Origin of the sequence: Enterobacter cloacae complex sp. P38RS (assembly GCF_014930775.1) — a bacterium.
In the GTDB taxonomy this organism is placed as follows: domain Bacteria; phylum Pseudomonadota; class Gammaproteobacteria; order Enterobacterales; family Enterobacteriaceae; genus Enterobacter; species Enterobacter bugandensis.
In genome coordinates this window covers 68,192-93,073 of the sequence record NZ_JADBRS010000001.1, presented here as the reverse complement: position 1 = coordinate 93,073, position 24,882 = coordinate 68,192, and the positions used below count along the sequence as shown (strand labels likewise).

Below are 24,882 nucleotides of genomic sequence, written 5' to 3'. Positions count from 1 at the left end.
TTATTTTCGGGTTATTCCCGAGCCAGCGCGTCCACCGGATCCAGCCGCGCCGCGTTGCGCGCAGGCAGCCAGCCAAATAAAATCCCGGTAAAGGTGGAACACAAAAACGCGGTGAGTATCGCCATCGGCGAGAAGCCAATCTCCCAGCCGGGTAAAAAGAGCTGGAGCGCAAAGGCAATCATCATCGAGAGCGCAATGCCCATCGCGCCGCCCACCAGGCATACCAGCACCGCTTCAATTAAAAACTGCTGAAGCACGTCGCTGGCCCTGGCCCCAACCGCCATGCGGATGCCAATCTCCCGGGTGCGTTCAGTTACCGACACCAGCATGATATTCATCACCCCGATACCGCCAACGACCAACGAGATCACCGCCACCAGCGTCAGGAACAGCTGAAGAGTACGTGTGGTCTTTTCCGCCGTTTTCAAGAGGCCGTCCATATTCCAGGTGAAGAAATCCTTCTTCCCGTGACGCAACGTTAACAGCCGTTCCAGCTGCTGTTCCGCCAGCGCGCTGTCGTAGCCCTCCTTTACGCGCACGGTGATGGAGTTAAGCCACGACTGGCCCATAATCCGCCCGGAGATGGTGGTATACGGCAGCCAGACGCGCAGGATCTTGCTGCTGCCGAACATCGACTGCTTCTCTTCCGCCACGCCAATGACCGTGGCAGGCATGTTGCCGACGAGGATCACTTCGCCCACCACGTTCGCTTTATTGGGGAAAAGCTGCCTGCGCGAGTTGGCGTCCAGCACCACCACCTGCGCCCTCCCCGCCAGCTGTTCGGCGTTGAAGGTGGCGCCTTCGCTGAAGGTCATGCCGTAGACGTTGAAATAGTCGCCGCTCACGCCGTTGGCGCTGGCCGCCACGTCGATGTTGCCGTAGCGCAGACGCAGGTTTTGCGAGACCGCAGGCGTGGCGGAGTTCACCCACGGCTGCTTCTGAATCGCCGCCAGATCGTCATACTTGAGCGCCTGCTGATACTGCGGCTCGTCGTCGCCGAAGTCTTTGCCGGGATAAACGTCAATGGTGTTGGTCCCGATGGCGCGGATATCCGCCAGCACCAGCTGCTTGGCCGCGTCGCCCACCACCACAATCGACACCACCGAGGCAATACCGATAATGATGCCGAGCATGGTCAGCAGGGTGCGCATTTTGTTGGCCGCCATCGCCAGCCAGGCCATGGTCAGCGCTTCACGAAAGCCGCTGGAGAACTGCGCCCAGCCGGTCGACGCAGGCAGCGCTTCCTTCGGTGCCGCCGCGCGGGACTCACGCGGCGGTGGGTTGCTCACCAGCTCGCCGTCGTGGATCTCTATAATGCGTTCGGCCTGCTTTGCCACCTGCGGATCGTGGGTAACGATAATCACCGTGTGGCCCTGATCGCGCAGCTGGTGCAGGATCGCCATCACCTCTTCGCCGGAGCGGCTGTCGAGCGCCCCGGTCGGTTCATCCGCGAGGATCACCTGCCCGCCGTTCATCAGCGCGCGGGCAATACTCACGCGCTGCTGCTGGCCGCCGGACAGCTGCGACGGCTGGTACTCCACCCGCTCCGCCAGCCCCAGGCGCGTTAACAGCGCCTTCGCGCGCTCAAGGCGTTTCTTCCGCTCAACGCCCGCATACACCGCGGGAACCTCCACGTTCTGCGCCGCGCTCAGGTGAGAGAGCAAGTGGTAACGCTGGAAGATAAAGCCAAAGTGTTCCCGGCGCAGCTTCGCCAGCGCGTCGCCGTCCAGCGTCGAGACGTCCGTCCCGGCCACGCGGTACGTACCGCTGGTGGGTTTATCCAGACAGCCGAGAATGTTCATCAGCGTCGATTTACCGGAGCCCGATGCCCCGACAATCGCTACCATCTCGCCCGCCTCCACGCTCAGGGAGATGCCTTTCAGCACCTCTACCGGGCCGTCGCCGGACGGATAGCTGCGACGAATGTGCTTCAGCTCAAGCAGCGCGGTCATTTAGCGGCTCCGGGCAGGCTTTCGCTGATAACAACCTCCTCGCCCTCTTCCAGCCCTTTCTCCACCACCACGTCGGTGTCGTTGCGCGCGCCAATCACCACCTCGCGCTCGCGCGTTTCACCGTTGCGCAGCACTTTCACCTTGTAGCGATTGTCCCCGGCGGATTCACCCAGCGCGGAGAGCGGAACGGTCAGCACGTTCTTCACGCCGGTCAGCTGGATGTGCACCTGCGCGGTCATGTCCAGGCGCAGCACGCCCTTCGGGTTTGGCACTTCAAAACGCGCATAGTAGAAAATGGCGTCGTTAACCTTTTCCGGCGTCGGCAGAATGTCTTTCAGCACGCCTTCGTAGCGGGTCTGCGGATCGCCGAGTACGGTAAACCAGGCATTCTGTCCCGGCTTAAGATGGATCACGTCCGCCTCGGAGACCTGGGCCTTCACCAGCATGGTGCTCATGTCCGCCAGCGTCAGAATGTTTGGCGCCTGCTGGGCGGCAATCACCGTCTGGCCCTGCAGCGTGGTAATTTGCGTCACTTCCCCGGCCATCGGCGCGACGATCTTTGTGTAATCAAGATTGGTTTTCGCCGTATCCAGCGAGGCCTGATTACGCTTGATTTGCGCGTCGATCGTGCCAATCTGCGCCTGTTTCACCGCCAGTTCAGTCGCGGCGGTGTCTAAATCCTGTTTCGAGATAGCCTGGGTTTTCGCCAGCGCCTGCTGGCGGGTCAGCGTCACCTGCGCCAGGTTACGCTCTGCCTGCGCCTGCGCACGCTGCGCGCGCAGCTCCATCAGCGTCGCTTCCACTTCGCGGATCTGGTTCTCAGCCTGCTCGGGATCGATAACGCCAAGCAGCTGGCCTTTTTTCACCTTGTCGCCAATCTCTACCGACAGCGTTTTCAGCTGGCCGCTGACCTGAGCGCCGACGTCAACTTTGCGCAGCGCATCAAGTTTGCCCGTCGCAAGGACATTTTGCTGCAGTTCACCCGGACGAACGATCAGCGTCTGGTACTGCGGCACAGGCGCGTTAAGCACCTGCCATAACCAGAATCCACCGGCTACAATCACCAGCGCCAGCAGCAGAAACAGCGTTCTGCGTTTTCCCTTGAGGTTCATAAATATTCCAAATAAATGTTCTGGCAATAATAAACGTTGATTCTATCTAAACGACTCCTTAACGAAACCCCTGTTCTCCGAAATCACCCTAATTTGTTTACAAGACGTTGATATTTCCCCTGCTGAAATAGCGGTATTCCAAAAGACTCAGGATTTATCATGTCTTCTATCGTCGATACACCTCTTCCAAACCTGACGCAGCCGACATCCGGCTGGCAGCTCTTCAAAAACCTGGCGTTCGGCAAGATCGCGCCCGGCCTTGCATGGCAGAACCCCGCCTATCGCCGTAAGTTCATGCTGCGTTCTCTGGCGACGCCCGTGAGCACCTCTCGCCTGCTAACAAACCTCGCTAAGCAGCCGCGTCTGATGCAGATGCTGCAGGTGCAGCCCGGTTTGCCGTGTCGGCTTCATCGTCCCTGGCTGACGGTGAAGATGGATCGCCAGCACGCGCTGGAATCCCTGAACTGGCACTATCAGGCCATGAGCCGCCAGCTCCCGACCACGCTCCTGAAGGGCTATCTTTCGACGCAGGGGACTACACTGCTGACCTTAACCGGGAAAGATGAACAGCAATTTACCGTCCGCCTGTGTGCCGATGCGTTTCTGGATAAAGAGGGAGAGGCCACCCTCACCTTCTGCGACGTTCAGAATACGGTGCTGGCGGAGCTAACCTTTACGCTCTGCCAGTTTGAAGGAAAATCGACGCTGTTCATCGGCGGTTTGCAGGGCGCGAAAGCGCATGTTCCTCATGAGCTGATCCAGAAAGCGACGAAGGCCTGCCACGGTCTGTTCCCGAAACGCCTGCTGGTTGAAGCCGCCATGACGTTCGGCGCCGCATTCCCGGTCGCGCAGATTGTTGCCGTCAGTAACGCCACTCATATTTATCGCAGCTGGCGCTACCGCAAGAAAAAAGAGGGAAAACTGCTGGCCGATTACGACGGCTTCTGGAGTTCCCTCGGTGGGGAAAAACAGGAGAGCGGCCACTTTATGCTGCCGCTTGCCATGCCGCGTAAACCCGTAGAAGAGATAGCGAGCAAAAAACGCGCCGAATACCGTCGCCGCTACGCGCTGCTGGATAGTCTGATTCAGCAGGTGAAACAGGCGACCGAACGTTAATCCGCCCTTCCGCGTGCCAGCCACAGCACGCGGGAGAACATTTTCCGCAGCAGGGTCGGAACCGCCTCTACGCCCCGCCTTCCCGCTTCCGTCGCCACTTCAATGGCTAAGTCCGGTTTCGACGAACGGTGAATAGCTTTGGCGATCACGCGCCGCATGTTCATCGGGACGTCGACCGGCACCATCGCAATGCGGTGGAATACGTCGTCAAAGCCCTGACGGTACATAAAATGCTCCATGTCCATCGCGGGCAGCATCGTTAAATGGTCCCGTTCTTCTTCCCGCTCGTTGTTCAGCAGGCTGCGCACGGTTGAGGCATATTTTTTCCCCGCCTCGTCGCCGTCCACCAGCACATGCCATTCAATTCCCATTCGGCGGGCAAATTTTATCAGCGGCTTGAGTCCCGACTGGGCAAATTCGATCACCTTAATACCTTCGGCATCAAAATGGTGGCCGCACTGGCGCGCCAGTTCGTTGATGACCCAGGTCTCCGTTTCCCCCTCCACCAGCAGCCAGCAGCGGGCGAAGAGCGACGAGGCGCGATTAAAGCGTATATGAAACGCGATTCGCCGCCCGTCTTCGGCGTTCATCCCGCCGGGCCCGAGGCGGTACGCGGATACGCGGGAGGACTCGCGCACCAGACGGCAGATGTGCTCCACCGGCGTCAGCGATAGCAGCTCACCGGAATTGGTGGTGGTAATCCGCTGGAGCGGCAGCAGATTCAGCAGGTGCCACGCCACGGAGAGCATGATGGGGTGCAGGCGCGTTTCCGGATCTTCCACCAGCAGCAGCGGGCGGGCATCCCGGTCAAGACGCACGGTGCCCTTCGCCTGCAGAAGAGTTGAAAACAGCCCCAGCAAAATCACCCGATGGGTACGCCCGCCGGGCCGGTCGATCATCCGGTTGATGATGTCGAGATAGCGCCAGCTGCGCTGTTCATCATGAGAACGGCGGCGCATCAAACGATGGCGCGACTCCGAGGTGCCCTGCTCGGAAAAATAGTGCTCCAGCAGTTGCACCATCGCCGACAGCCCCTGACGAATTTGACCATCGGTGAGGTTTTGCGGACGCGACACCAGCTCTCGCGCCAGGAAATCCAGCTCGCGGGCGGTGACTTCCACCTCCGGCATATTCGGTACGGTGCCGTTACGAATACGGCGCATAAAGCGCGCATCGCGCAGGCGTAACACCGGCGTCAGGCGGATAAGGTGACGCGCCAGATCGTCGATATTCTCCAGCGGAATCGGGTTGGCTTTCTCATCGAGGAATTCACGCAGGGTCAGTACCCCCTCGTTTTCCGCCATCTCACCTTCCAGCCGATAGAAAATCCGGTGGAAACCGTCGTCGCAGGGCACCCAGCAGGGCGACAGCGGGCGGAAGCGACGCACGCGGTGACGGCCGGGTTCAGATTCACGGAACGTCAGGATGATATGCAGGTGCTTCTCGCGGCCCGCGATATCGCCGGGCGGGAACCAGAAATCATCGTGGGCGAAGTGATACAGCTTGTCTTCGGGTGAAAGCAGCAGCGTCAGCGCATCCAGCAGGCTGGACTTACCCCACGCGTTCTCGCCGATCAGGACGTTGTTCTGCTCCAGCTGCAGCGACAGGCGGTTAATACCGCGAAACCCGACAATTTCCACACGTTCGAGAAGCATAAATCCCCCGCGAAATGATCACTTTTTCCTTTAAGTTATCAGCAGTATAGCGGCAGGAACCCTGGCACGACAGCAGAACATTCACCCTTGCGGGATTTGAACTATGCTCTATTTACCGCTGATTTGAACAAGGATTGACATCACATTGCCTTAAATCAAATTAACCGAATTTATTTAAGTGGCGAAGGGATGTTGTTGGTTTTTAAAATACGGGCTCTTTGAGTCGTCATCCCTTTATGGCGATATATCCCGCGCGCGGGAAAACGCGTGGAAAATTATTTTGAGGTGGTTATGTTTAGAAAATTGGCAGCAGAATGCTTTGGTACATTCTGGCTGGTATTTGGTGGCTGCGGTAGCGCCGTTCTGGCAGCAGCATTCCCGGAATTAGGTATTGGTTTTGTCGGCGTCGCGCTGGCATTTGGCTTAACCGTATTAACCATGGCTTTCGCCGTGGGGCATATTTCCGGCGGTCATTTTAACCCGGCGGTGACATTAGGCTTATGGGCGGGCGGACGTTTCCCGGCGAAAGAGGTTATTGGCTACATCGTGGCGCAGGTGGTTGGCGGTATTATTGCGGCGGGCGTGCTGTACGTCATTGCCAGCGGTAAAGCAGGCTTTGACGCGGCGGCCAGCGGCTTCGCCTCTAACGGCTTCGGCGAACACTCTCCGGGCGGTTATTCCATGCTTTCTGCCATTGTAATTGAAATTGTACTGACCGCAGGCTTCCTGCTGGTGATCCACGGTGCAACCGACAAACACGCGCCTGCAGGCTTCGCGCCCATCGCCATTGGTCTGGCGCTGACGCTGATCCACCTGATCTCCATTCCGGTGACCAACACCTCCGTTAACCCGGCGCGCAGCACCGCCGTCGCCATTTTCCAGGGCGGCTGGGCGCTTGAGCAGCTGTGGCTGTTCTGGGTGATGCCGATCGTCGGCGGTATTCTGGGCGGCGTGCTGTACCGCTCTCTGCTGGAAAAACGCGATTAATCTTTCCCTCCCTCTCCCCGTGGGAGAGGGCCGGGGTGAGGTCAACAGGCCGCACCCCCACATAGACACAAGCCGGGTAAGGCGCAGCCGCCACCCGGCTTTTTTATTGCTCCTTTACCTGACAGCCTTTATTGGGTAGTGTCTCTGGCGCTTAACAGAAACTCAAAAGGACCGGCTGTTCATGTTTTCAGGACTCCTCATTATTCTGCTGCCCCTGATTGTGGGCTATCTTATTCCGCTGCGTCATGAATCGGCCTTAAAGCTTATTAACCGTTTTCTCAGCTGGATTGTTTACGTCATTCTGTTCTTTATGGGGATCAGCCTGGCCTTCCTGGATAATCTGGCGACAAATTTACTTTCCATCCTGCATTATTCTGCGGTCACCGTGGTGGTTATTTTGCTGTGCAATATTGCCGCCCTGCTGTGGCTGGAACGCACTATTCCGTGGAAAAATAATCACCACCAGGAAAAGCTTCCCTCCCGAATTGCAATGGCGCTGGAATCATTAAAGCTCTGCGGCGTCGTGGTGCTTGGATTTCTTCTTGGCCTTACCGGATGGACATTTTTGCAGCACGCGACAGACGCCAGCGAATATACCCTGATCTTCCTGCTGTTCCTGATTGGTATTCAGTTGCGAAATAACGGTATGACGCTGAAACAGATTGTCCTGAACCGTCGGGGAATGATCGTTGCCGTTATGGTTGTCGTCAGCTCAATGGTCGCGGGCGTGATTAATGCCTTTATTCTCGATCTGCCGCTGAAAACCGGCCTGGCGATGGCCTCCGGGTTTGGCTGGTACTCCCTCTCCGGTATTCTGCTGACCGAATCCTTCGGCCCGGTGATCGGCAGCGCTGCCTTCTTTAACGATCTGGCTCGAGAGCTGATTGCCATCATGCTGATCCCGGGTCTGGTTCGCCGCAGCCGCTCGACGGCACTGGGCCTGTGCGGCGCCACGTCGATGGACTTTACCCTGCCGGTCCTCCAGCGTTCTGGCGGGCTGGAGATGGTGCCCGCAGCCATCGTTCACGGCTTTATTTTGAGCCTGCTGGTTCCCGTCCTGATGGCGTTTTTCTCTGCCTGATACCTCTGTGGCGGTAGGGCTCCTGCCGCCAAAATTGCGCTAAATCAATCTCCCTCTATTTTGTCGCAGAAAGCTCTTTTCACCGTTCTGGCACAGGCATACCCTTAAACATGTATATTAAATATAACTTTTACAGGTGTGATTATGTTTTGTGTGCAATGTGAACAAACCATCCGTACCCCGGCAGGCAACGGCTGCTCTTACGCGCAGGGTATGTGCGGTAAAACCGCAGAAACATCAGACCTGCAGGATCTGCTGATAGCCGCCCTGCATGGTCTTTCCGCCTGGGCCTTCAAAGCCCGTGAATACGGCATCGTCGACCATTACGTCGACAGCTTCGCGCCGCGCGCGTTTTTCTCCACGCTGACTAACGTCAACTTCGATTCTCCGCGCATCGTCGGCTATGCCCGCGAAGCGATTGCCCTGCGCGAAGCTTTGAAAGCGCAGTGCCTGAATGCCGATACCAGTGCCCGCGTGGACAACCCAATGGCGGAGCTTCAGCTGGTGAGCGACGACCTGGGCGAGCTACAGCGCCAGGCCGCAGAATTTACCCCTAATAAGGATAAAGCGGCGATTGGCGAGAACATCCTTGGCCTGCGTCTGCTGTGCCTGTACGGCCTGAAAGGTGCAGCGGCCTATATGGAACACGCGCACGTTCTCGGGAAGTCAGATAACGACATTTACGCCCAGTACCACAAAATTATGGCGTGGCTCGGCACCTGGCCTTCCGACATGAACGCCCTGCTCGAGTGCGCAATGGAAATCGGCCAGATGAACTTCAAGGTCATGAGCATTCTGGATGCCGGTGAAACCAGCACTTACGGTCATCCGACCCCGACGCAGGTCAACGTCAAAGCGACCGAAGGCAAATGCATCCTGATTTCCGGCCACGACCTGAAAGATCTCTACAACCTGCTGAAGCAGACCGAAGGCACCGGCGTTAACGTCTATACCCACGGCGAAATGCTGCCCGCCCACGGCTACCCGGAACTGCGCAAGTTCAAGCATCTGGTGGGTAACTACGGCAGCGGCTGGCAAAATCAGCAGGTAGAGTTCGCCCGCTTCCCTGGCCCTATCGTGATGACCTCAAACTGCATCATCGACCCTACCGTGGGCGCGTATGACGACCGCATCTGGACCCGCAGCATCGTCGGCTGGCCGGGCGTGAGCCACCTTGAAGGCGACGATTTCGGTCCGGTTATCGAGCAGGCGCAGCAGATGGCGGGCTTCCCGTACAGCGAAATCGAACATCTGATCACCGTTGGCTTCGGTCGTGAAACGCTGCTGGGTGCGGCAGATTCTCTGATTGACCTCGTCAGCCGTGAAAAGCTGCGCCACATCTTCCTCGTTGGGGGATGCGACGGCGCGCGCGGCGAGCGTAACTACTTCACCGATTTCGCCACCAGCGTGCCGGATGATTGCCTGATCCTGACCCTGGCGTGCGGTAAATACCGTTTCAACAAGCTGGACTTCGGCAACATCGAAGGCCTGCCGCGCCTGATTGATGCAGGCCAGTGCAACGATGCTTACTCGGCCATCATTCTGGCGGTCACGCTGGCGGAAAAACTCGGCTGCGGCGTCAACGATCTGCCGCTGTCGCTGGTGCTCTCCTGGTTTGAGCAGAAAGCGATTGTCATCCTGCTCACCCTGCTCTCTCTCGGCGTGACCAACATCGTAACCGGCCCGACCGCGCCAGGCTTCCTGACGCCGGACCTGCTGGCGGTGCTGAACGAGAAATTCGGTCTGCGTTCCGTGACCAACGTTGAAGATGATATGAAGCAACTGCTGAGCGCGTAAGGAGCGATTCATGACCATGCCAACCTCACAATGTCCGTGGCGGATGCAGGTTCATCACATCCATCAGGAGACGCCGGATGTGTGGACGCTGTCGCTGCTCTGCCACGACTACTATCCGTACCGTGCGGGCCAGTATGCGCTGGTCAGCGTTCGCAACTCGGCGGACACGCTTCGCGCCTATACGATCTCCTCCACGCCGGGCGTGAGCGAGTACATTACGCTCACTATCCGCCGCATTGATGACGGTGCAGGCTCCCAGTGGCTGACCCGTGACGTGAAGCGCGGGGATTACATCTGGCTGTCTGACGCGCAGGGGGATTTCACCTGTGACGACAAGGCAGACGATAAATTCCTGCTGCTGGCGGCGGGCTGCGGCGTAACGCCGATCATGTCGATGCGCCGCTGGCTGGCGAAGAACCGCCCGCAGGCCGACGTGCAGACGATCTTCAGCGTGCGCTCTCCGGAAGATGTGATTTTTGCCGAGGAGTGGCGTGATTATCCGGTGACGCTGGTGGCGGAACACAACGCGACCCACGGTTTTGTGCCCGGTCGCCTGAGCCGCGAGCTGCTGCAAAGCGTGCCGGACATTGCGAACCGTACCGTGATGACCTGCGGCCCGGCGCCGTACATGGATATCGTGGAGAAAGAAGTTAGAGCGCTTGGCGTGACCCGCTTCTTCAAAGAGCAGTTCTTCACGCCGGTGGCGGAAGCGGCAACCAGCGGGATTCAGTTCACCAAACTGCAGCCCGCACAGACCTTCTTTGGCCGCGTGGGCACCACGCTGCTGGAAGCGCTGGAAAGCAACAAGGTGCCGGTAGTCGCGGCCTGCCGTGCGGGCGTGTGCGGCTGCTGTAAAACGAAAGTGGTTTCCGGGGAATATACCGTCACCAGCACCATGACGCTGTCCGACGCGGAAATTGCCGAGGGTTACGTGCTGGCGTGCTCGTGCCATCCGCAGGGGGATTTGGTCCTCGCATAAGCAATAAACGTTCGATCGTAGGCCCGGTAAGCGTCAGCGCCACCGGGCTTTTTTGCCGGGTGGCACTGCGTTTACCCGGCCTACGTTGTGCATGCTGCCTGTACGGCAGTGAACTGGAACAATCTACACCTATCACCTTGTCAGATAAAGAATTCCCCTAAAAAATACCCCTTAAACCCTTTTTCATCACAAATAATTCCGCTTAATAAAATCAAAGAGTTAAAAACCACCAATAAAAAGAGGCCAGAGACCCTTATATTTTCAGTACCCAGCTTTATTGCCACGCAGGCGCTTTCCCTAACGCAAACCGCCCTGCCCCTAAACACGCCACCGCCAGCGAGCCAACAAAGAAGTACACCAGACTTTCAATCGCCCATGCCCCAACCTTATCGAGCGCGAACGTTTCACCCACTCCCACCATCAGCCATGCCACGATCATCGTAAACGCCAGCACCAGCGCGGCCGGGCGCGTAAAGAGCCCGACAATAATCAGGATCGGTGCCACCACTTCGCCAATCAACACGCCGTAGGCAATAAATCCCGGCAGCCCTTTCTCTACCAGCATGCCGCTGATAAAGCCCACCCCACCAAACAGCTTATGCAAACCGTGAAAAAGCATCAGCCCACCGACGGCAAGTCGTAACAAGAGTTTGCCGAGATCGTCGCACGATAGCTTTTCATTAACAGCAATTAACAATGTTTTAACCATTTGAAATGATTCCTGTTTTCACTGAGACATCACCAGATTATGCCGAAGCGTGGCGCATGAAAAGCACCTTTTAAATGGGGGGATTTGACGGGCAATACAGTGACTTTCTTCTAAGCTTGTAAGCGATATCACAAAAAGGAGACGGACAACCATGAAACAAACCGTGGCTGCATATATAGCGAAAACGCTCGAACAGGCTGGCGTAAAACGTATCTGGGGCGTGACCGGCGATTCCCTGAACGGGCTTAGCGACAGCCTGAACAAGATGAAAACCATCGAATGGATGCCGACCCGTCATGAGGAGGTCGCTGCCTTCGCCGCCGGTGCCGAAGCGCAGCTCACAGGAGAACTGGCCGTGTGTGCAGGCTCGTGCGGACCTGGCAACCTGCATCTGATCAACGGCCTGTTCGACTGTCACCGTAACCACGTGCCGGTGCTGGCGATTGCCGCCCATATCCCCTCTTCCGAAATCGGCAGCGGCTATTTTCAGGAGACGCATCCGCAGGAGCTGTTCCGTGAATGCAGCCACTACTGTGAGCTGGTTTCATCCCCGGAGCAGATCCCGCAGGTGCTGGCGATCGCCATGCGCAAAGCCGTACTAAACCGTGGCGTTTCCGTGGTCGTTATCCCGGGAGACGTGGCGCTCAAGGCTGCGCCTGAAGGGGCCAGCACCCACTGGTATCACGCTCCGCAGCCGGTGGTAACGCCAGCCGAAGAGGAGCTGAAAAAGCTGGCGCAGCTGCTGCGCTACTCCAGCAACATCGCCCTGATGTGCGGCAGCGGCTGTGCGGGCGCGCATAAAGAGCTGCTGGAATTTGCCGGTAAGCTCAAAGCGCCCATCGTCCACGCCCTGCGCGGCAAAGAGCACGTCGAATACGATAACCCGTACGATGTGGGCATGACCGGGCTGATCGGTTTTTCCAGCGGCTTCCACACCATGATGAACGCCGACACGCTGATCCTGCTCGGCACCCAGTTCCCGTACCGCGCGTTCTATCCGACGGATGCCAAAATCATTCAGATTGATATCAACCCGGCCAGCATCGGCGCGCACAGCAAGGTCGATATGGCGCTGGTGGGCGATATTAAATCCACCCTTGCCGCCCTGCTGCCGCTGCTGGAAGAGAAAACCGACCGCAAATTCCTTGATAAGGCGTTGGGCGACTACCGCGACGCGCGCAAGGGGCTGGACGATCTCGCCAAACCGAGCGACAAAGCCATTCATCCGCAGTATCTGGCGCAGCAGATCAGCCATTTTGCGGACGACGACGCTATTTTTACCTGCGACGTCGGCACGCCCACCGTCTGGGCGGCGCGCTACCTGAAGATGAACGGCAAACGTCGCCTGCTCGGCTCGTTCAACCACGGCTCGATGGCCAACGCCATGCCGCAGGCGCTGGGGGCAAAAGCGACGGCACCGGAGCGTCAGGTTGTGGCGATGTGCGGCGACGGCGGGTTCAGCATGCTGATGGGGGATTTCCTGTCGGTGGTGCAGATGAAGCTTCCGCTGAAAATCGTGGTCTTTAACAACAGCGTGCTGGGCTTCGTGGCGATGGAGATGAAGGCAGGAGGCTATCTCACGGATGGCACCGAGCTGCACGACACCAACTTTGCCCGCATCGCCGAAGCGTGCGGCATCACCGGCATCCGCGTGGAGAAAGCCTCAGAGGTGGATGAAGCCCTGCAGCGCGCCTTCTCCATCGACGGTCCGGTACTGGTTGACGTCGTCGTCGCCAAAGAAGAGCTGGCGATCCCGCCGCAGATCAAGCTGGAACAGGCCAAAGGTTTTAGCCTCTACATGCTGCGCGCCATCATCAGCGGGCGCGGTGACGAAGTGATCGAACTGGCAAAAACCAACTGGCTCAGGTAAAACGTTTCGCATGACCTCTTAAAATAAAGGGATGTGAAATGATTGATTTGCGTAGTGATACCGTTACCCGCCCGAGCCGCGCCATGCTCGAAGAGATGATGGCCGCCCCGGTCGGGGACGACGTCTACGGCGATGACCCGACGGTCAACGAACTGCAGCGCTATGCGGCAGAGCTGAGCGGCAAGGAGGCCGCGCTGTTCCTGCCGACCGGCACGCAGGCTAACCTGGTGGCGCTGCTCAGCCACTGCGAGCGCGGTGAAGAGTATATCGTCGGCCAGGGTGCGCATAACTACCTGTACGAAGCTGGCGGCGCGGCGGTGCTTGGCAGCATCCAGCCGCAGCCGATTGACGCCGCGCCGGACGGCACCCTGCCGCTGGATAAAGTCGCGGCAAAAATCAAAGCTGACGATATTCACTTCGCCCGCACCAGGCTGCTCAGCCTCGAAAACACCCACAACGGTAAAGTGCTGCCGCGCGAATACCTGAAAGCAGCGTGGGAATTCACTCGCGAGCGCAACCTCGGCCTGCACGTCGACGGCGCACGCATTTTCAACGCCGTCGTGGAGTACGGCTGCGAGCTAAAAGAGATAACGCAATATTGCGACTCGTTCACCATTTGCCTCTCAAAAGGGCTGGGTACGCCGGTGGGTTCGCTGCTGGTCGGCAGCGCAGACTACATCAAGCGCGCCAACCGCTGGCGTAAAATGACCGGCGGCGGCATGCGTCAGGCGGGCATTCTGGCGGCTGCCGGACTGTACGCATTAAAAAATAACCTGGCGCGCCTCAAGGACGATCATGACAACGCCGCGTGGATGGCAACGCAGCTGCGCGAGATCGGCGCGGACGTGATGCGTCACGACACCAACATGCTTTTTGTGCGCGTGGGCGACGAGCACGCCGCTGCGCTGGGTGAATTTATGAAAGCGCGTGGCGTGCTGATCAACGCCTCCCCGGTCGTGCGCCTGGTGATGCATCTCGACGTAAGCCGCGAACAGCTGGCGGACGTGGTAAAACACTGGCAGGCGTTTTTACAGGGTTAAGGAGTATCACGTGCCGCAACGTATTCTGGTGCTTGGCGCCAGCGGATATATCGGTCAGCACCTCACTACTGCATTAAGCCAGCAGGGGCATCAGGTGCGGGCAGCGGCACGCAATACCGAGCGCCTGCAAAAGCTTGGTTTGCCTGGCGTGACCTGTCACAACGTCGATCTCAACTGGCCGAAGGAACTCCCCGCGCTGCTGGAAGGGGTCGACACGCTTTACTACCTGGTCCACAGCATGGGCGAAGGCGGGGATTTTATCGCCCACGAGCGTCAGGTGGCGATGAACGTCCGCGATGCCCTGCTGCAAACCCCGGTTAAGCAGGTGATTTTTTTAAGCTCGCTCCAGGCACCCGAACACGAGCAGTCCGACCATCTGCGCGCCCGCCAGCTGACGGCAGACACGCTGCGCGGGGCGAATATTCCCGTCACCGAACTGCGCGCCGGGATCATCGTCGGCGCGGGTTCCGCCGCCTTCGAAGTAATGCGCGATATGGTCTACAACCTGCCGGTGCTGACCCCGCCGCGCTGGGTGCGCTCGCGCACCACGCCGATTGCGCTGGAGAATTTGCTCCACTATCTGGTGGCCCTGCTGGATCACCCGGCAGAGCAACACCGCGTGCTGGAGGCGGCAGGCCCGGAAGTGCTGAGCTATCAGGAGCAGTTCGAACATTTCATGCGCGTCAGCGGACGCCGCCGCTGGCTGATCCCCATTCCCTTCCCGACCCGCTGGATATCGGTGTGGTTTTTGAATGTGATCACCTCGGTTCCCCCGACGACTGCCAAAGCACTGATCCAGGGGCTAAAGCACGATCTGCTGGCGGACGATCGCGCGCTGCGCGCATTAATCCCCCAGGCGTTGATCCGCTTTGACGACGCGGTGCGGCATACGCTGAAAGAAGAAGAGAAGCTGGTGAACTCCAGCGACTGGGGCTACGACGCGCAGGCCTTTGCCCGCTGGCGCCCCGAGTACGGCTATTACCCGAAACAGGCGGGCTGCACGGTAAAAACCTCTGCCAGCCTTCACGCGCTGTGGGAGGTGGTGAACCAGATCGGCGGCAAAGAGCGCTATTTCTTCGGCAATATCCTCTGGCAGACGCGCGGTGCGATGGATCTGCTGGTCGGTCACCGGCTGGCGAAAGGCCGCCCGGCGCATCCGTATCTTGCGCCAGGCGATGCGGTCGACAGCTGGAAGGTGATCGTCGTCGAGCCGGAAAAACAGCTGGCGCTACTGTTCGGCATGAAGGCGCCGGGGCTGGGGCGGCTCTGCTTTACGCTCAAGGACAAAGGCGACCATCGGGAACTGGACGTTCGCGCCTGGTGGCACCCACACGGGATGCCGGGTCTGTTCTACTGGCTGTTTATGATCCCCGCCCATCTGTTTATCTTCCGGGGAATGGCAAAACGCATTGCGCAACTGGCAGAACAAAAGACGAAAATAAGTTAATAAAACCCTCTTTCTTTCACCTTTCCCATTGCAACACATCGTAATTCACGAAAGAATGCGCACGAAATTCTTTTCAACACAGTGGATTGATATGAAGGTACTGGTTACCGGGGCGACCAGCGGCTTAGGCCGAAATGCGGTCGAATTTCTGCGCAACAAGGGCATCAGCGTCAGGGCCACCGGTCGCAACGAAGCGATGGGGAAACTGCTGCAAAAAATGGGCGCGGAGTTCGTCCATGCCGACCTGACGGAGCTGGTCTCCTCGCAGGCGAAGGTGATGCTCGCCGGTATCGACACGCTGTGGCACTGCTCCAGTTTTACCTCCCCGTGGGGAACCCAGGAAGCCTTCGATCTCGCCAACGTGCGCGCCACGCGTCGTCTGGGCGAATGGGCCGTCGCCTGGGGCGTGCGTAACTTTATCCATATCTCCTCCCCGTCGCTCTATTTTGATTATCACCACCATCGCGACGTGCAGGAAGATTTCCGCCCTGCTCGCTTTGCCTGCGAGTTTGCCCGCAGCAAGGCGGCCAGCGAAGAGGTGATCGACCTGCTGGCGCAGTCAAACCCGCATACCCGTTTTACCGTCCTGCGCCCGCAGAGCCTCTTCGGACCGCACGACAAAGTGTTTATTCCGCGTCTGGCGCAGATGATGCACCACTACGGCAGCGTGCTGCTGCCGCGCGGCGGCGATGCGCTGGTGGACATGACCTATTACGAAAATGCCGTCCACGCCATGTGGCTGGCAAGCCAGCCGGACTGCGATAAGCTTATCTCCGGTCGCGCCTATAACATCACCAACGGTGAACCGTGCACATTGCGCAGCATCGTGCAGCGGCTGATTGATGAACTGCAGATCGACTGCCGTATCCGTTCCGTGCCCTACCCGATGCTGGACATGATCGCCCGCAGCATGGAGCGTTTTGGCAGTAAATCCGCCAAAGAGCCCGCGCTGACGCACTACGGCGTATCGAAGCTTAACTTTGATTTTACGCTGGATATCACGCGCGCGGAGACTGAGCTGGGGTATAAGCCGATTGTGACGCTGGATGAAGGCATTGTGCGCACGGCGGCGTGGTTACGGGATCACGGGAAGTTGCACCGCTAGCCTTTTTGCCCGGTGGCGGCTTCGCCTTACCGGGCCTACATCTCCTCGCCCCTCCGGGGAGAGGGTTAGGGTGAGGGGAAAGTGCAGATACTAAAACGGCAACCTTTCGGTTGCCGTTTGCTTTTACAGAGCCGTCCAGGCATCAGCCCATGCCAGACCTGCGCCTGGTTCATAGTATGCCGGGGAGTTGTTACACCAGCCGCTGTACGGGAACGGTTTGCACTGGAACAGTTTACCGTGGTTGTTCACGATATCACCTGCGTTGTACTTGCTGTTCGCGCTCCACGCCTGATAAGCACCTTCGTCACCTGATGGCGTTGCCGCTTTCGCTTTCACGTTCAGCAGGTAAGTGGTGGTATTGCTCAGCTCGCCATCGCTGACGGTCAGGCTGATTTCAATCTGCTGCGCCGTTGCGGACTCAGGTGCCTTGAAGGTCACCACCGCTTTATCTTCGCCGGTCACAGTCTGGCCATCCTGAGAATGCCAGGTGTAGGTCAGCTTGTTGCCGTCCGCGTCGGTAGAGCCTTCCGCGCTCAGAGAAACCTGTGCGCCCGCTTCAACGGCACCGATTGGACCCGCAATCTGCGCAACCGGCGCGTGGTTCACCGCAACAGGTTCAGCCGGGGTTTCATCCGGCGTTGGCGCTGGAGCTGGTGCCGGCGTTTCATCTTCTGAAGGCGTTGGCGCTGGCGTTACCGGGGTTTCGTCCGGCGTTACGGCAGAGCCGTCATCGTTCACGATATTGACGTTATAGAACTTCTGCACGCACTTGGTATAGTCGCCGTCTTTGAACGCGCTGAACGGCGTCTGGTAGCCCACCAGCTGGCACGAGTAGGTCTTACCGTCTGGCGTATCCGCGCTCCATCCCCAGTCCTGCTCCCAGTAGATCTTCAGGGCGCCGGCACCGTATTCGTCGAACTGCTTCATGTTGGCGCAGCCCAGCACTTCATTGGCCGGAACAGGCACTTTCAGGTAGTTCGCGAACTCTTTGTAGTACTTGATACGGTTCTGAGACTGAGCAATTTCAGTCGGGCCGCCGCACTCTACGCCGCCGTTGATGATCTGGGTGGTCACACCGAAGCCAGGGACCAGACCGTTGGCTTTATCATGATCGTTCGGCTGCCACGTGCCGTCGATAACCTGCAGCATGCTTGGTTTTGGCGGCTGCGGGTAGGCGAAGAAGAAGATCGCGCTCGCCAGGTTCAGCCAGGTATCCGCCACCAGCTCAGGTTTATCCAGCAGGGTACGCACGTCGCCGTACATTGCTTCGGAGAACGGACCGTAGTTGTAGTTGTAGGACAGCTGCTTCGCGCCGCGACCGAAGTAGCTCAGGAAGTCGCCGTCTTTATCCTTACCGCACGGCCAGGTCTGGCCCTGCCATACTTTCGGGTCACATTCGCCGTTATAGCCGCCCTTCTGCCCTTCGCTCCAGCCCATTTCACGCACGTGGACCAGCGCCTGACGCCACTCGGCTTCCGGACGCCAGCTTTCGTGGCCGCCGGTTTCCTGGGCAAAGTGGGCAAACATGGTGGCCAGCTCTTTGCGGCAAATCGCATCGCTGTCGCGACCGTCGTTATAGGTCTTACACAGCGCCGGGAATTTACCTACGGCTTTCAGGAAGTTGCTGTAGGTATAGGCCTGAGCGCGCAGCGGGAAGAGATAATCCCAGTCGCTGGCCTTCACGATCCCTTCCACGCGCTTAACGTTGTCCGGGTTCGCCGCACGGCCTGGCTCAATCATTTCGACCTGCGCATTATCAAGGGTCTGAATCGTCTCTTTAACGGAGGTCATCAGCGGGAAGTTAGTGAGCTCCTGCTCTTTCTTCGCCAGATCGCTGGCTTTCATGGTGTACGGCTCGCCGGTGGTCGCCTGCAAAGAGGCAGCCTGCGCCATAAAAGGTGCAACGCAAGCACCAGCAACAAGTACACTCAGTAACGTCCTTTTGTTCATTTCAATATTCCTGTTTCGTTAAGATTAAAAAAAGAATCCCGGTTTATGTATTAATCCATTAATAAATAAACCACAGACAGCTGTTTTCACTTTTCGAAGAACACCAAAAGGAATTCTTCAAAAATAAAAAACGTTAATAACTCGCTGCTAATTTCAATTCCTGATATTTTTTCCAGACTTTGTGGGCATACATCATACGCTGCGGATAGTTCTCTCTTTTTAATCCGGCGTTATAAGCCCCTACTGCTTCCCAGTTATAACCGTAGACCTTAATCATGTTTGAGAGAATCGACGCTCCCACCATAATTGAGGTACAGGGTTCGGCCATCAACCGATACTCATCAATGCCTTTTCTCTCAAGCTCCGTAAAGTGTGAGCTGTTTATTTGCATTAATCCGACATCGCGTGTGCCATCATGATTTTGCCCTACCGCATACGGGTTCATCCCCGATTCAACGTTAGCGATGGCGTACAGCAAATAAGGATCGACATGATAATAGTGCGCGGCGTTATTCCAACAGTTTGCCAGTGCGCCGTGGCTTATTATCAATAATAACAAGATGAACTTTTTCATTTTTACCTGCTGACATTTTCGGTTATTTCTCCTGGCCAACATCCTGTAAAATGAAGTTTGAATTGCCCCCCCTAATAAGGGGGGAGCATTTATTGGGCTAGATTATTTGCAGTCTGTTGCTGCGCCTTCTTTTACCCATACATCGCTGTTAGCCGGGTTATCACCACGGGTCCACCATTTGGCACGGTAAACGCTGCCCTGGTAAGTGGTGGTATCACCGCCGTTGTAGACCAGGTCAGAACGCCAGTTCATCTTCACGTTGCTCACCAGTTCCCATGCATCCACACCGAAGCCAGGCTGGTTGCCCTGCGTCCAGTACTTCGCTTTCCACACCAGATGGTCGAAGCTTACGGTATCGCCATTGTTGTAGATTTTGCTGGCATCCCACGCAGCATATTTGCTGGCGTTAGCATCGACAGGCGCGTCGCAGCTACCGGTTGCAGAACCTTCGTCAGATGGCGGAGTCACATCATCAGCCGGAGGGGTCACATCGTCAGCTGGTGGGGTCACATCGTCAGCCGGAGGGGTCACCTCATCAGCCGGTGGCGTTACGTCAGCCGGTTTTGGATTCACAGTCACCTGCACGTTAGACTGCACGCTGGTTTTACCATCCGTCACAACAACGCTCAGCGTGTAAGAAGAGGTATTGTTCACCTCTGGCGCAGTGATGCGAACGTTAGCAGTATCGGTACCCGTTGCGTTCATATCAGCCGGTACGCTCCAGCTGTAGGTCAGCGCATCGCCATCAGGATCGGAGGCTTGTGCATGCAGAGAAATCGCTTCACCGGATTCAACGGTAACGGATTCCATGGCATTGATCACCGGAGCCTGGTTGGCCTTAGGCGCTTTGTTCACTACCTGTACGTCGATAGCGTTGCTCAACCCTTTCGCGTCGGTCACGGTCAGGCGGAACACCAGGTTCTGATCGCTGGTCACGGCCGGTACGCTGAAGCTGGCTTTCGCTTTGGTGCTGTTCGCGAGGGTCACGGTGGCGCCGGAAACCTGCGTCCATTTATAGGTCAGCGCATCGCCGTCCTGGTCGCTGGAGGCTGAGCCGTCGAGCGTGACAGTCGCCGGGCCCGTTACCGTCATGTCGGTTGCAGAAGCGACCGGCGCATGGTTGGTTACAACCGGCTCAACAGGCGTAGAGCTGCCGCCCAGCAGGCTTTCGTTCATGGCATTCAGGATATCGCCGTTATCGGATTCGATAGACCATGCGAACAAACCACCCAGGTTTTTGCTCAGCACGTATTTGCCTTTCGCATTGACGGAACGGGCGTTATCGTATGTCACCAGCTCACCGGTGGATTTGTTGAACACGTACGGCGCTTCTGCTGCTTCGTCGTATTTGTATTCCCAGCCTGGTTTGCCCAGCATCTGGTTTACAATCTGACGGTAGTCAACAATACCGTTTTCCCATGTCCCTTTGATTGGACCCGTCGCGGTACCGGTGAATGGATTGTCACCCGTGTAACCGTGAACGCCGGTCCAGCCGCGGCCATACATGCCCGCACCGACGACGATCTTGCCAGGCTGAACGCCCTGCGCCAGCATCTCTTTCACTGCGTTATCGGTGGTGTAGTTGGTATCTGGTTTCCAGGACGCACCGTACAGCGCGGTCTGGTGACCCAAATCGGTATTACTCCACGCACCGTAGAAGTCGTAGCTCATCAGGAAGATATGGTCGATGTACTGCTGCGCGGTGTTGTAGTCCACGTCTTCGATCTTATCTTTACCTGCACCGATTGCCGTGGTCAGCTCGTAGGTACGGCCAGTTTCCGCAGACAGCTCGTTCAGCATCTGACGCAGGTCATGCATCAGCGCGGTGTAAGTCGCTTTGTCGGTCTGCGGGTTACCCAGCTTGGCGTTCTCACCGCCGCCGCCCGGGAATTCCCAGTCGATATCCACACCGTCGAACACTTTCCAGGTGGTCAGGAAGTCTTTAACGGACGCAACGAAGCGGTCGCGCAGCACTTTGTTATCCATCTGATAGAACGGGTCAGACAGAGTCCAGCCGCCTACGGATGGCAGGATTTTCAGATCAGGATGGGCTTTTTTCATCGCCATCAGCTGGCCGTAGTTGCCTTTGTACGGGTCGTCCCAGTTGCTTACGCCCTGCTGAGGTTTTTGCAGCGCAGCCCACGGGTCGTGGATCGCCACGGTGTAGTCCTGGCGGCCCTGACAGGCGCGTTTCAGAGACTCCAGCGCGCCGGAGGATTTGGCGCTGTCGTTAATGCCGTCGCCGCCACAGATTGGAATGAAGCCGTACAGCAGGTGGTTAATGTTCGCGACAGGAATTTTGTCTGCCGAGAAGTTACGGTCGTACACGCCCCACTCAGGGAAGTAAGCGCCAACCACTTTATCGGTGTGCTGCGCGAACGCTTTGTTGTTTTCCAGCAGCGGGGTGTTCAGAGGAAGCAGGTGGCTACCGTCGGTGTCCGCCACGATGATCAGCTTGCTGGCGCTCTTGGTGCAGCCGCTGTCGTTACACAGCTCGACCTGCTCCTGATAGCGTCCGCCTTTCTTCACTTTAAAGGTCGCAGAGCCTGCGGCACTACCCGCACCGGTCCAGACGGTCTTGCCGTCCAGCAAAACTTTTGCAGACGTTGGGGCATCGCCGCTCCAGACGTTCCACTCCACCTTCACGTCAACGCCATCTTTATGCACTTTGATGAGGTTGTTGTAGTCCTGTGCCGCCTGATCCACCTCTACCAGCGCAAACTTATCATTGCCTGATGTAATTGACGGTGTACCCGGCGCCGCTGCAAATACTGAGCTTGTTGCGGCTGCAACAAAAAGCGCCAGATATTTAGGCTTCATAAATTTCATTTTTTATTTCCTGATAAATTTATTCGTAACGTAATAATCCATGTCTTCCTTGAGAGCATGGAGTCTATTTGCGTAATGCGTATTTAACCAACCTGAAAACCGTGACAATAAACGTCTTGCTGCGTTGTATTCCTCCATAAAAAGATACAAGCCCAAATTCCGTGTAGCTTATATCTTTTACGATACACTGAGCGCAAAGAGACATCCTTCTCTTCCACCGTCAAAAAAACTTATAAAAAAACTTGACCTGTATATTTAAAATATGAAAGCAAACTGCTGTCCAATAAACACGACTATTCCAGCAAATGACAGATAGGGTCCGAAAGAAATAGTGAGGTTATTTTTATTTAAATTATTTAACGCGAAATAGCCCGCGATACCGCTCAACGCTGCGGCAAGTTCAATTGAAGGCAGCGCCTGCCAACCGCACCAGGCGCCTAAGGCCGCCAGCAGCTTAAAATCGCCGTAGCCCAGCCCTTCCCGCCCTGTCAGCAGGCGAAAGGCCCAGTAGAGCAGCCAGAGCGACAGATAGCCTGCTACCGCACCGAACAACGCGTCCTGCAACGGCAATCTGTGGTCAAATGCATGGAGTAAGAGACCTGCCCACAACAGCGGCTGGGTCAGGGAGTCCGGGAGAAGCTGATACTGCCAGTCGATCATCGCCAGTGGCAGTAAAAACAGCGCGAGTAACCACAGCGCAAACAACCCCTGAACGTCCGGCATGCACCAGGCCGTAACGCCAAAAAACAGCGCCGAGAAAAGTTCGATCAAAAATAACCGCAGCGGGATGGTCGTGCCGCACTGGTGGCAGCGTCCCCGTAATAACAGCCAGCTGACCAGGGGGATATTTTCCCATGCAGCAAGCGTGTGCTGGCACACCGGACAGTGCGAGGCAGGAAAGAGCAGATTGCCGCTTCCCTCTTCATCCATCACGATCCCCGGCAGGCGCTCGGCAACAACGCCAAGAAAACTGCCCATAATCCCGCCCAGGATCGCACTCATTATCGGAAAACTAACCGGGCAGGCCTCCCGGATCAGCGAGAAGGTATTCATGCGTTTTTTGCCCAGGTGAACTGCACCTGCGCTTTTACATCGCTGAGATGGTCAACCGGCGTGAGGTTTATTTTTTGCAATCTGACGCCGGAGGTCTGATTAATTTCGCGCAGCCAGTTTTTTAATTCATAAACATTTACCCGATTAACCACGAACGATAAAGTTTGTCCCTCCTGGCGCACGTCCGTCAGCGACAGGTTAATTTCATTGGCGCTTTTCTCGACCACCGTGCGTGGATTATCCGTTTTGACTAACTGAACCTGAAGATGATTTTTATCAATTTCATTGCGCATCCAGTTAAGCGTCTCTTTTTGTCTTTTAAGCGTCGATTTACTATTTTGAATCATATTATCCAAAGGGATGACTCCTGCGTAATACACCGCAGCCCCAAGCAGGGCAACGATGCAGAGTTTTAAAATAACTTTCTCCCGGGCGCTGTAGTTCTGGTAGCGTGATTTCAGCTGCGCGATTCGCTCTTTCATTTATGTTTCCCTGCGATCATGGCGGTATAGGGTTCGGTGGTTGAAACAGGCTGTAAGGTAAAATCGAAATTCTCACGGGTCTGGTTAACAAACGCCTGCAACGCGGGCTGGTTTTGCGCGCTGACGCTCAGCGTCAGCGTGTTTTGCTGCGCATCGTATTCCAGCAGATCGATTTCCATCGCAGGCACTGACTGCCGGGCGGCCGCCAGCTCGTCCAGCTGAAGGAAGATCCCCTTACTCTGTTTTTTGACGTTCTGACCAAAGTGATATTTGATATTGGTCTGGTGACGCATGCTGGGGAAATGGTGCTTATACACCTGGAGGATCTCCTCCTGTATCTGGTTTTCCTGCTGCACCAGCATCCAGGCCATCGCAACGCGCGGCCCCAGCAGCAGGCCAACGGACAGCAGGCCCGCAATCGCCACTGCGGCTTTCATGCTTTTCGCGCCACGCCCGTTACCGGCCTTAAGACTGAATTCACCGTGAAGCAGATTCACGCGACAGGCCTGCCACTGCGGCTGGATCAGCACCAACGGATGCTGCCAGGGCTGGGCAATGTCGACGTCCACACCAGCAGGCGCTTCGCCGTAACAGCACACCTCCCCCTCTCCGGCCTTCTGCATCAGAAGCGGCAGCAGGCTCGCTTCCATTTCGCTGGCAACATGCGGTGATAAACGTAGCCAGTAGCCGTCGTCCTGAGCGACAAGAGTACTTCCGCCAGCCGTCACGGGCAGTAGCCAGGCATCCGGCAGCACCTGGATCACTTTTAACCCCGCCTCCTGACAGCGGCTTAACCACCCGCGCAGCAGATCGGCGTCTATCGCCACCGCATCAACCTCAGCGCCTTTTTTGTTCAGCACCGTCCAGTGGAGGTTATCCACCTCGCCAATCAGCGTCTCTTCCGCCATCCAGGAGAATGCCGTCGCCTGAGAGGCGACTTTCTTCGGCAGCGTAAAATGGCGGAAGATCATGCTGCTGGCGGGCAGCAGCAAACAAACACGGGCCGCCAGTGGGTGGTCCGCCAGCGCGTCCAGGCTCTCCAGCGTCTCAACCTGCTGGCTGCCGGAGACACACCCCATTATTTTCCCGCCCTCGCGGTTATCGGGACGAACAAAAAGTACCTGTTTCATAGCGATCTACTTTT

At 57.1% G+C, this 24,882-nt stretch carries 19 protein-coding genes; 9 read left to right on the top strand and 10 right to left on the bottom strand.

All coding sequences use genetic code 11. From position 1 onward, the window contains the following. Positions 1–11 precede the first annotated feature (11 nt). Both macB and macA read right to left on the bottom strand, forming a co-directional pair. Positions 12–1,952: a macrolide ABC transporter ATP-binding protein/permease MacB gene (gene macB / locus IM303_RS00425; protein ID WP_193359483.1), complete on the bottom strand. Its 1,941-nt coding sequence runs from the start codon at positions 1,950–1,952 to the stop codon at positions 12–14. Continuing rightward, the gene (gene macA / locus IM303_RS00420; protein WP_028012548.1) at positions 1,949–3,064 is read right to left on the bottom strand and encodes a macrolide transporter subunit MacA; all 1,116 of its coding nucleotides are present in this window, start codon (positions 3,062–3,064) and stop codon (positions 1,949–1,951) included. The genes macB and macA overlap by 4 nt, the downstream gene beginning before the upstream one ends. Before the next feature lie 159 nt (positions 3,065–3,223). On the opposite strand from macA, the gene IM303_RS00415 reads away from it, so the two are divergent. Beyond that, positions 3,224–4,180: a VirK/YbjX family protein gene (locus IM303_RS00415; protein ID WP_028012547.1), complete on the top strand. Its 957-nt coding sequence runs from the start codon at positions 3,224–3,226 to the stop codon at positions 4,178–4,180. Here the strand turns inward: IM303_RS00415 and IM303_RS00410 are convergent. Continuing rightward, positions 4,177–5,835 carry an ATP-dependent endonuclease gene (locus IM303_RS00410; protein ID WP_088204927.1) on the bottom strand — a complete coding sequence of 553 codons (1,659 nt, stop codon included), beginning with the start codon at positions 5,833–5,835 and terminating at the stop codon, positions 4,177–4,179. The genes IM303_RS00415 and IM303_RS00410 overlap by 4 nt on opposite strands. 291 nt (positions 5,836–6,126) lie before the next feature. On the opposite strand from IM303_RS00410, the gene aqpZ reads away from it, so the two are divergent. The 4 genes from aqpZ to hcr all read left to right on the top strand — a co-directional run bounded on the left by aqpZ (position 6,127) and on the right by hcr (position 10,679). After that, positions 6,127–6,822: an aquaporin Z gene (aqpZ, locus tag IM303_RS00405; RefSeq protein ID WP_041912036.1), complete on the top strand. Its 696-nt coding sequence runs from the start codon at positions 6,127–6,129 to the stop codon at positions 6,820–6,822. A gap of 181 nt (positions 6,823–7,003) precedes the next feature. Continuing rightward, positions 7,004–7,903: a lysine exporter LysO family protein gene (locus tag IM303_RS00400; protein ID WP_028012543.1), complete on the top strand. Its 900-nt coding sequence runs from the start codon at positions 7,004–7,006 to the stop codon at positions 7,901–7,903. A gap of 144 nt (positions 7,904–8,047) precedes the next feature. Further along, a complete protein-coding gene (gene hcp, locus IM303_RS00395) occupies positions 8,048–9,700 on the top strand; it encodes a hydroxylamine reductase (protein ID WP_048999359.1) in 1,653 nt (550 codons plus the stop codon). A gap of 10 nt (positions 9,701–9,710) precedes the next feature. Then, entirely contained in the window at positions 9,711–10,679 is a 969-nt protein-coding gene (hcr, locus tag IM303_RS00390) for an NADH oxidoreductase (protein WP_028012541.1), read from the top strand. Between the two features lie 274 nt (positions 10,680–10,953). Here hcr and IM303_RS00385 read toward each other — a convergent pair whose 3' ends face one another. Next, positions 10,954–11,388 carry a DoxX family protein gene (locus IM303_RS00385; protein ID WP_048999358.1) on the bottom strand — a complete coding sequence of 145 codons (435 nt, stop codon included), beginning with the start codon at positions 11,386–11,388 and terminating at the stop codon, positions 10,954–10,956. A gap of 151 nt (positions 11,389–11,539) precedes the next feature. Here IM303_RS00385 and poxB point away from each other — a divergent pair, with 151 nt between their 5' ends. The 4 genes from poxB to IM303_RS00365 all read left to right on the top strand — a co-directional run bounded on the left by poxB (position 11,540) and on the right by IM303_RS00365 (position 16,850). Next, positions 11,540–13,258: a ubiquinone-dependent pyruvate dehydrogenase gene (poxB, locus tag IM303_RS00380; protein ID WP_193359482.1), complete on the top strand. Its 1,719-nt coding sequence runs from the start codon at positions 11,540–11,542 to the stop codon at positions 13,256–13,258. A 38-nt stretch (positions 13,259–13,296) separates the two neighbouring features. Further along, the gene (gene ltaE, locus IM303_RS00375) at positions 13,297–14,298 is read left to right on the top strand and encodes a low-specificity L-threonine aldolase (protein ID WP_193359481.1); all 1,002 of its coding nucleotides are present in this window, start codon (positions 13,297–13,299) and stop codon (positions 14,296–14,298) included. Between the two features lie 10 nt (positions 14,299–14,308). Further along, the gene (locus IM303_RS00370; protein WP_047368194.1) at positions 14,309–15,745 is read left to right on the top strand and encodes an SDR family oxidoreductase; all 1,437 of its coding nucleotides are present in this window, start codon (positions 14,309–14,311) and stop codon (positions 15,743–15,745) included. Between the two features lie 91 nt (positions 15,746–15,836). Further along, complete coding sequence (locus IM303_RS00365) at positions 15,837–16,850, top strand: NAD(P)-dependent oxidoreductase (protein WP_028012536.1); 1,014 nt, start codon at positions 15,837–15,839, stop codon at positions 16,848–16,850. 123 nt (positions 16,851–16,973) lie between these two features. Here the strand turns inward: IM303_RS00365 and IM303_RS00360 are convergent, their stop codons facing one another. The 6 genes from IM303_RS00360 to gspL form a co-directional block, all read right to left on the bottom strand. After that, entirely contained in the window at positions 16,974–18,800 is a 1,827-nt protein-coding gene (locus IM303_RS00360; protein WP_048959680.1) for a chitinase, read from the bottom strand. A gap of 133 nt (positions 18,801–18,933) precedes the next feature. After that, positions 18,934–19,374 carry a type III secretion system invasion protein IagB gene (gene iagB, locus IM303_RS00355; RefSeq protein ID WP_048999354.1) on the bottom strand — a complete coding sequence of 147 codons (441 nt, stop codon included), beginning with the start codon at positions 19,372–19,374 and terminating at the stop codon, positions 18,934–18,936. Between the two features lie 102 nt (positions 19,375–19,476). Next, positions 19,477–22,203: a glycosyl hydrolase family 18 protein gene (locus IM303_RS00350; RefSeq protein WP_047368191.1), complete on the bottom strand. Its 2,727-nt coding sequence runs from the start codon at positions 22,201–22,203 to the stop codon at positions 19,477–19,479. A gap of 255 nt (positions 22,204–22,458) precedes the next feature. Next, on the bottom strand, positions 22,459–23,256 hold the full coding sequence (locus tag IM303_RS00345; RefSeq protein ID WP_193359480.1) for an A24 family peptidase: 798 nt from the start codon (positions 23,254–23,256) through the stop codon (positions 22,459–22,461). After that, entirely contained in the window at positions 23,253–23,738 is a 486-nt protein-coding gene (gspM, locus tag IM303_RS00340; protein WP_193359479.1) for a type II secretion system protein GspM, read from the bottom strand. Before gspM ends, IM303_RS00345 begins: the two co-directional genes overlap by 4 nt. Then, a complete protein-coding gene (gene gspL / locus IM303_RS00335; protein ID WP_193359478.1) occupies positions 23,735–24,868 on the bottom strand; it encodes a type II secretion system protein GspL in 1,134 nt (377 codons plus the stop codon). Before gspL ends, gspM begins: the two co-directional genes overlap by 4 nt. Between the last annotated feature and the right edge of the window lie 14 nt (positions 24,869–24,882).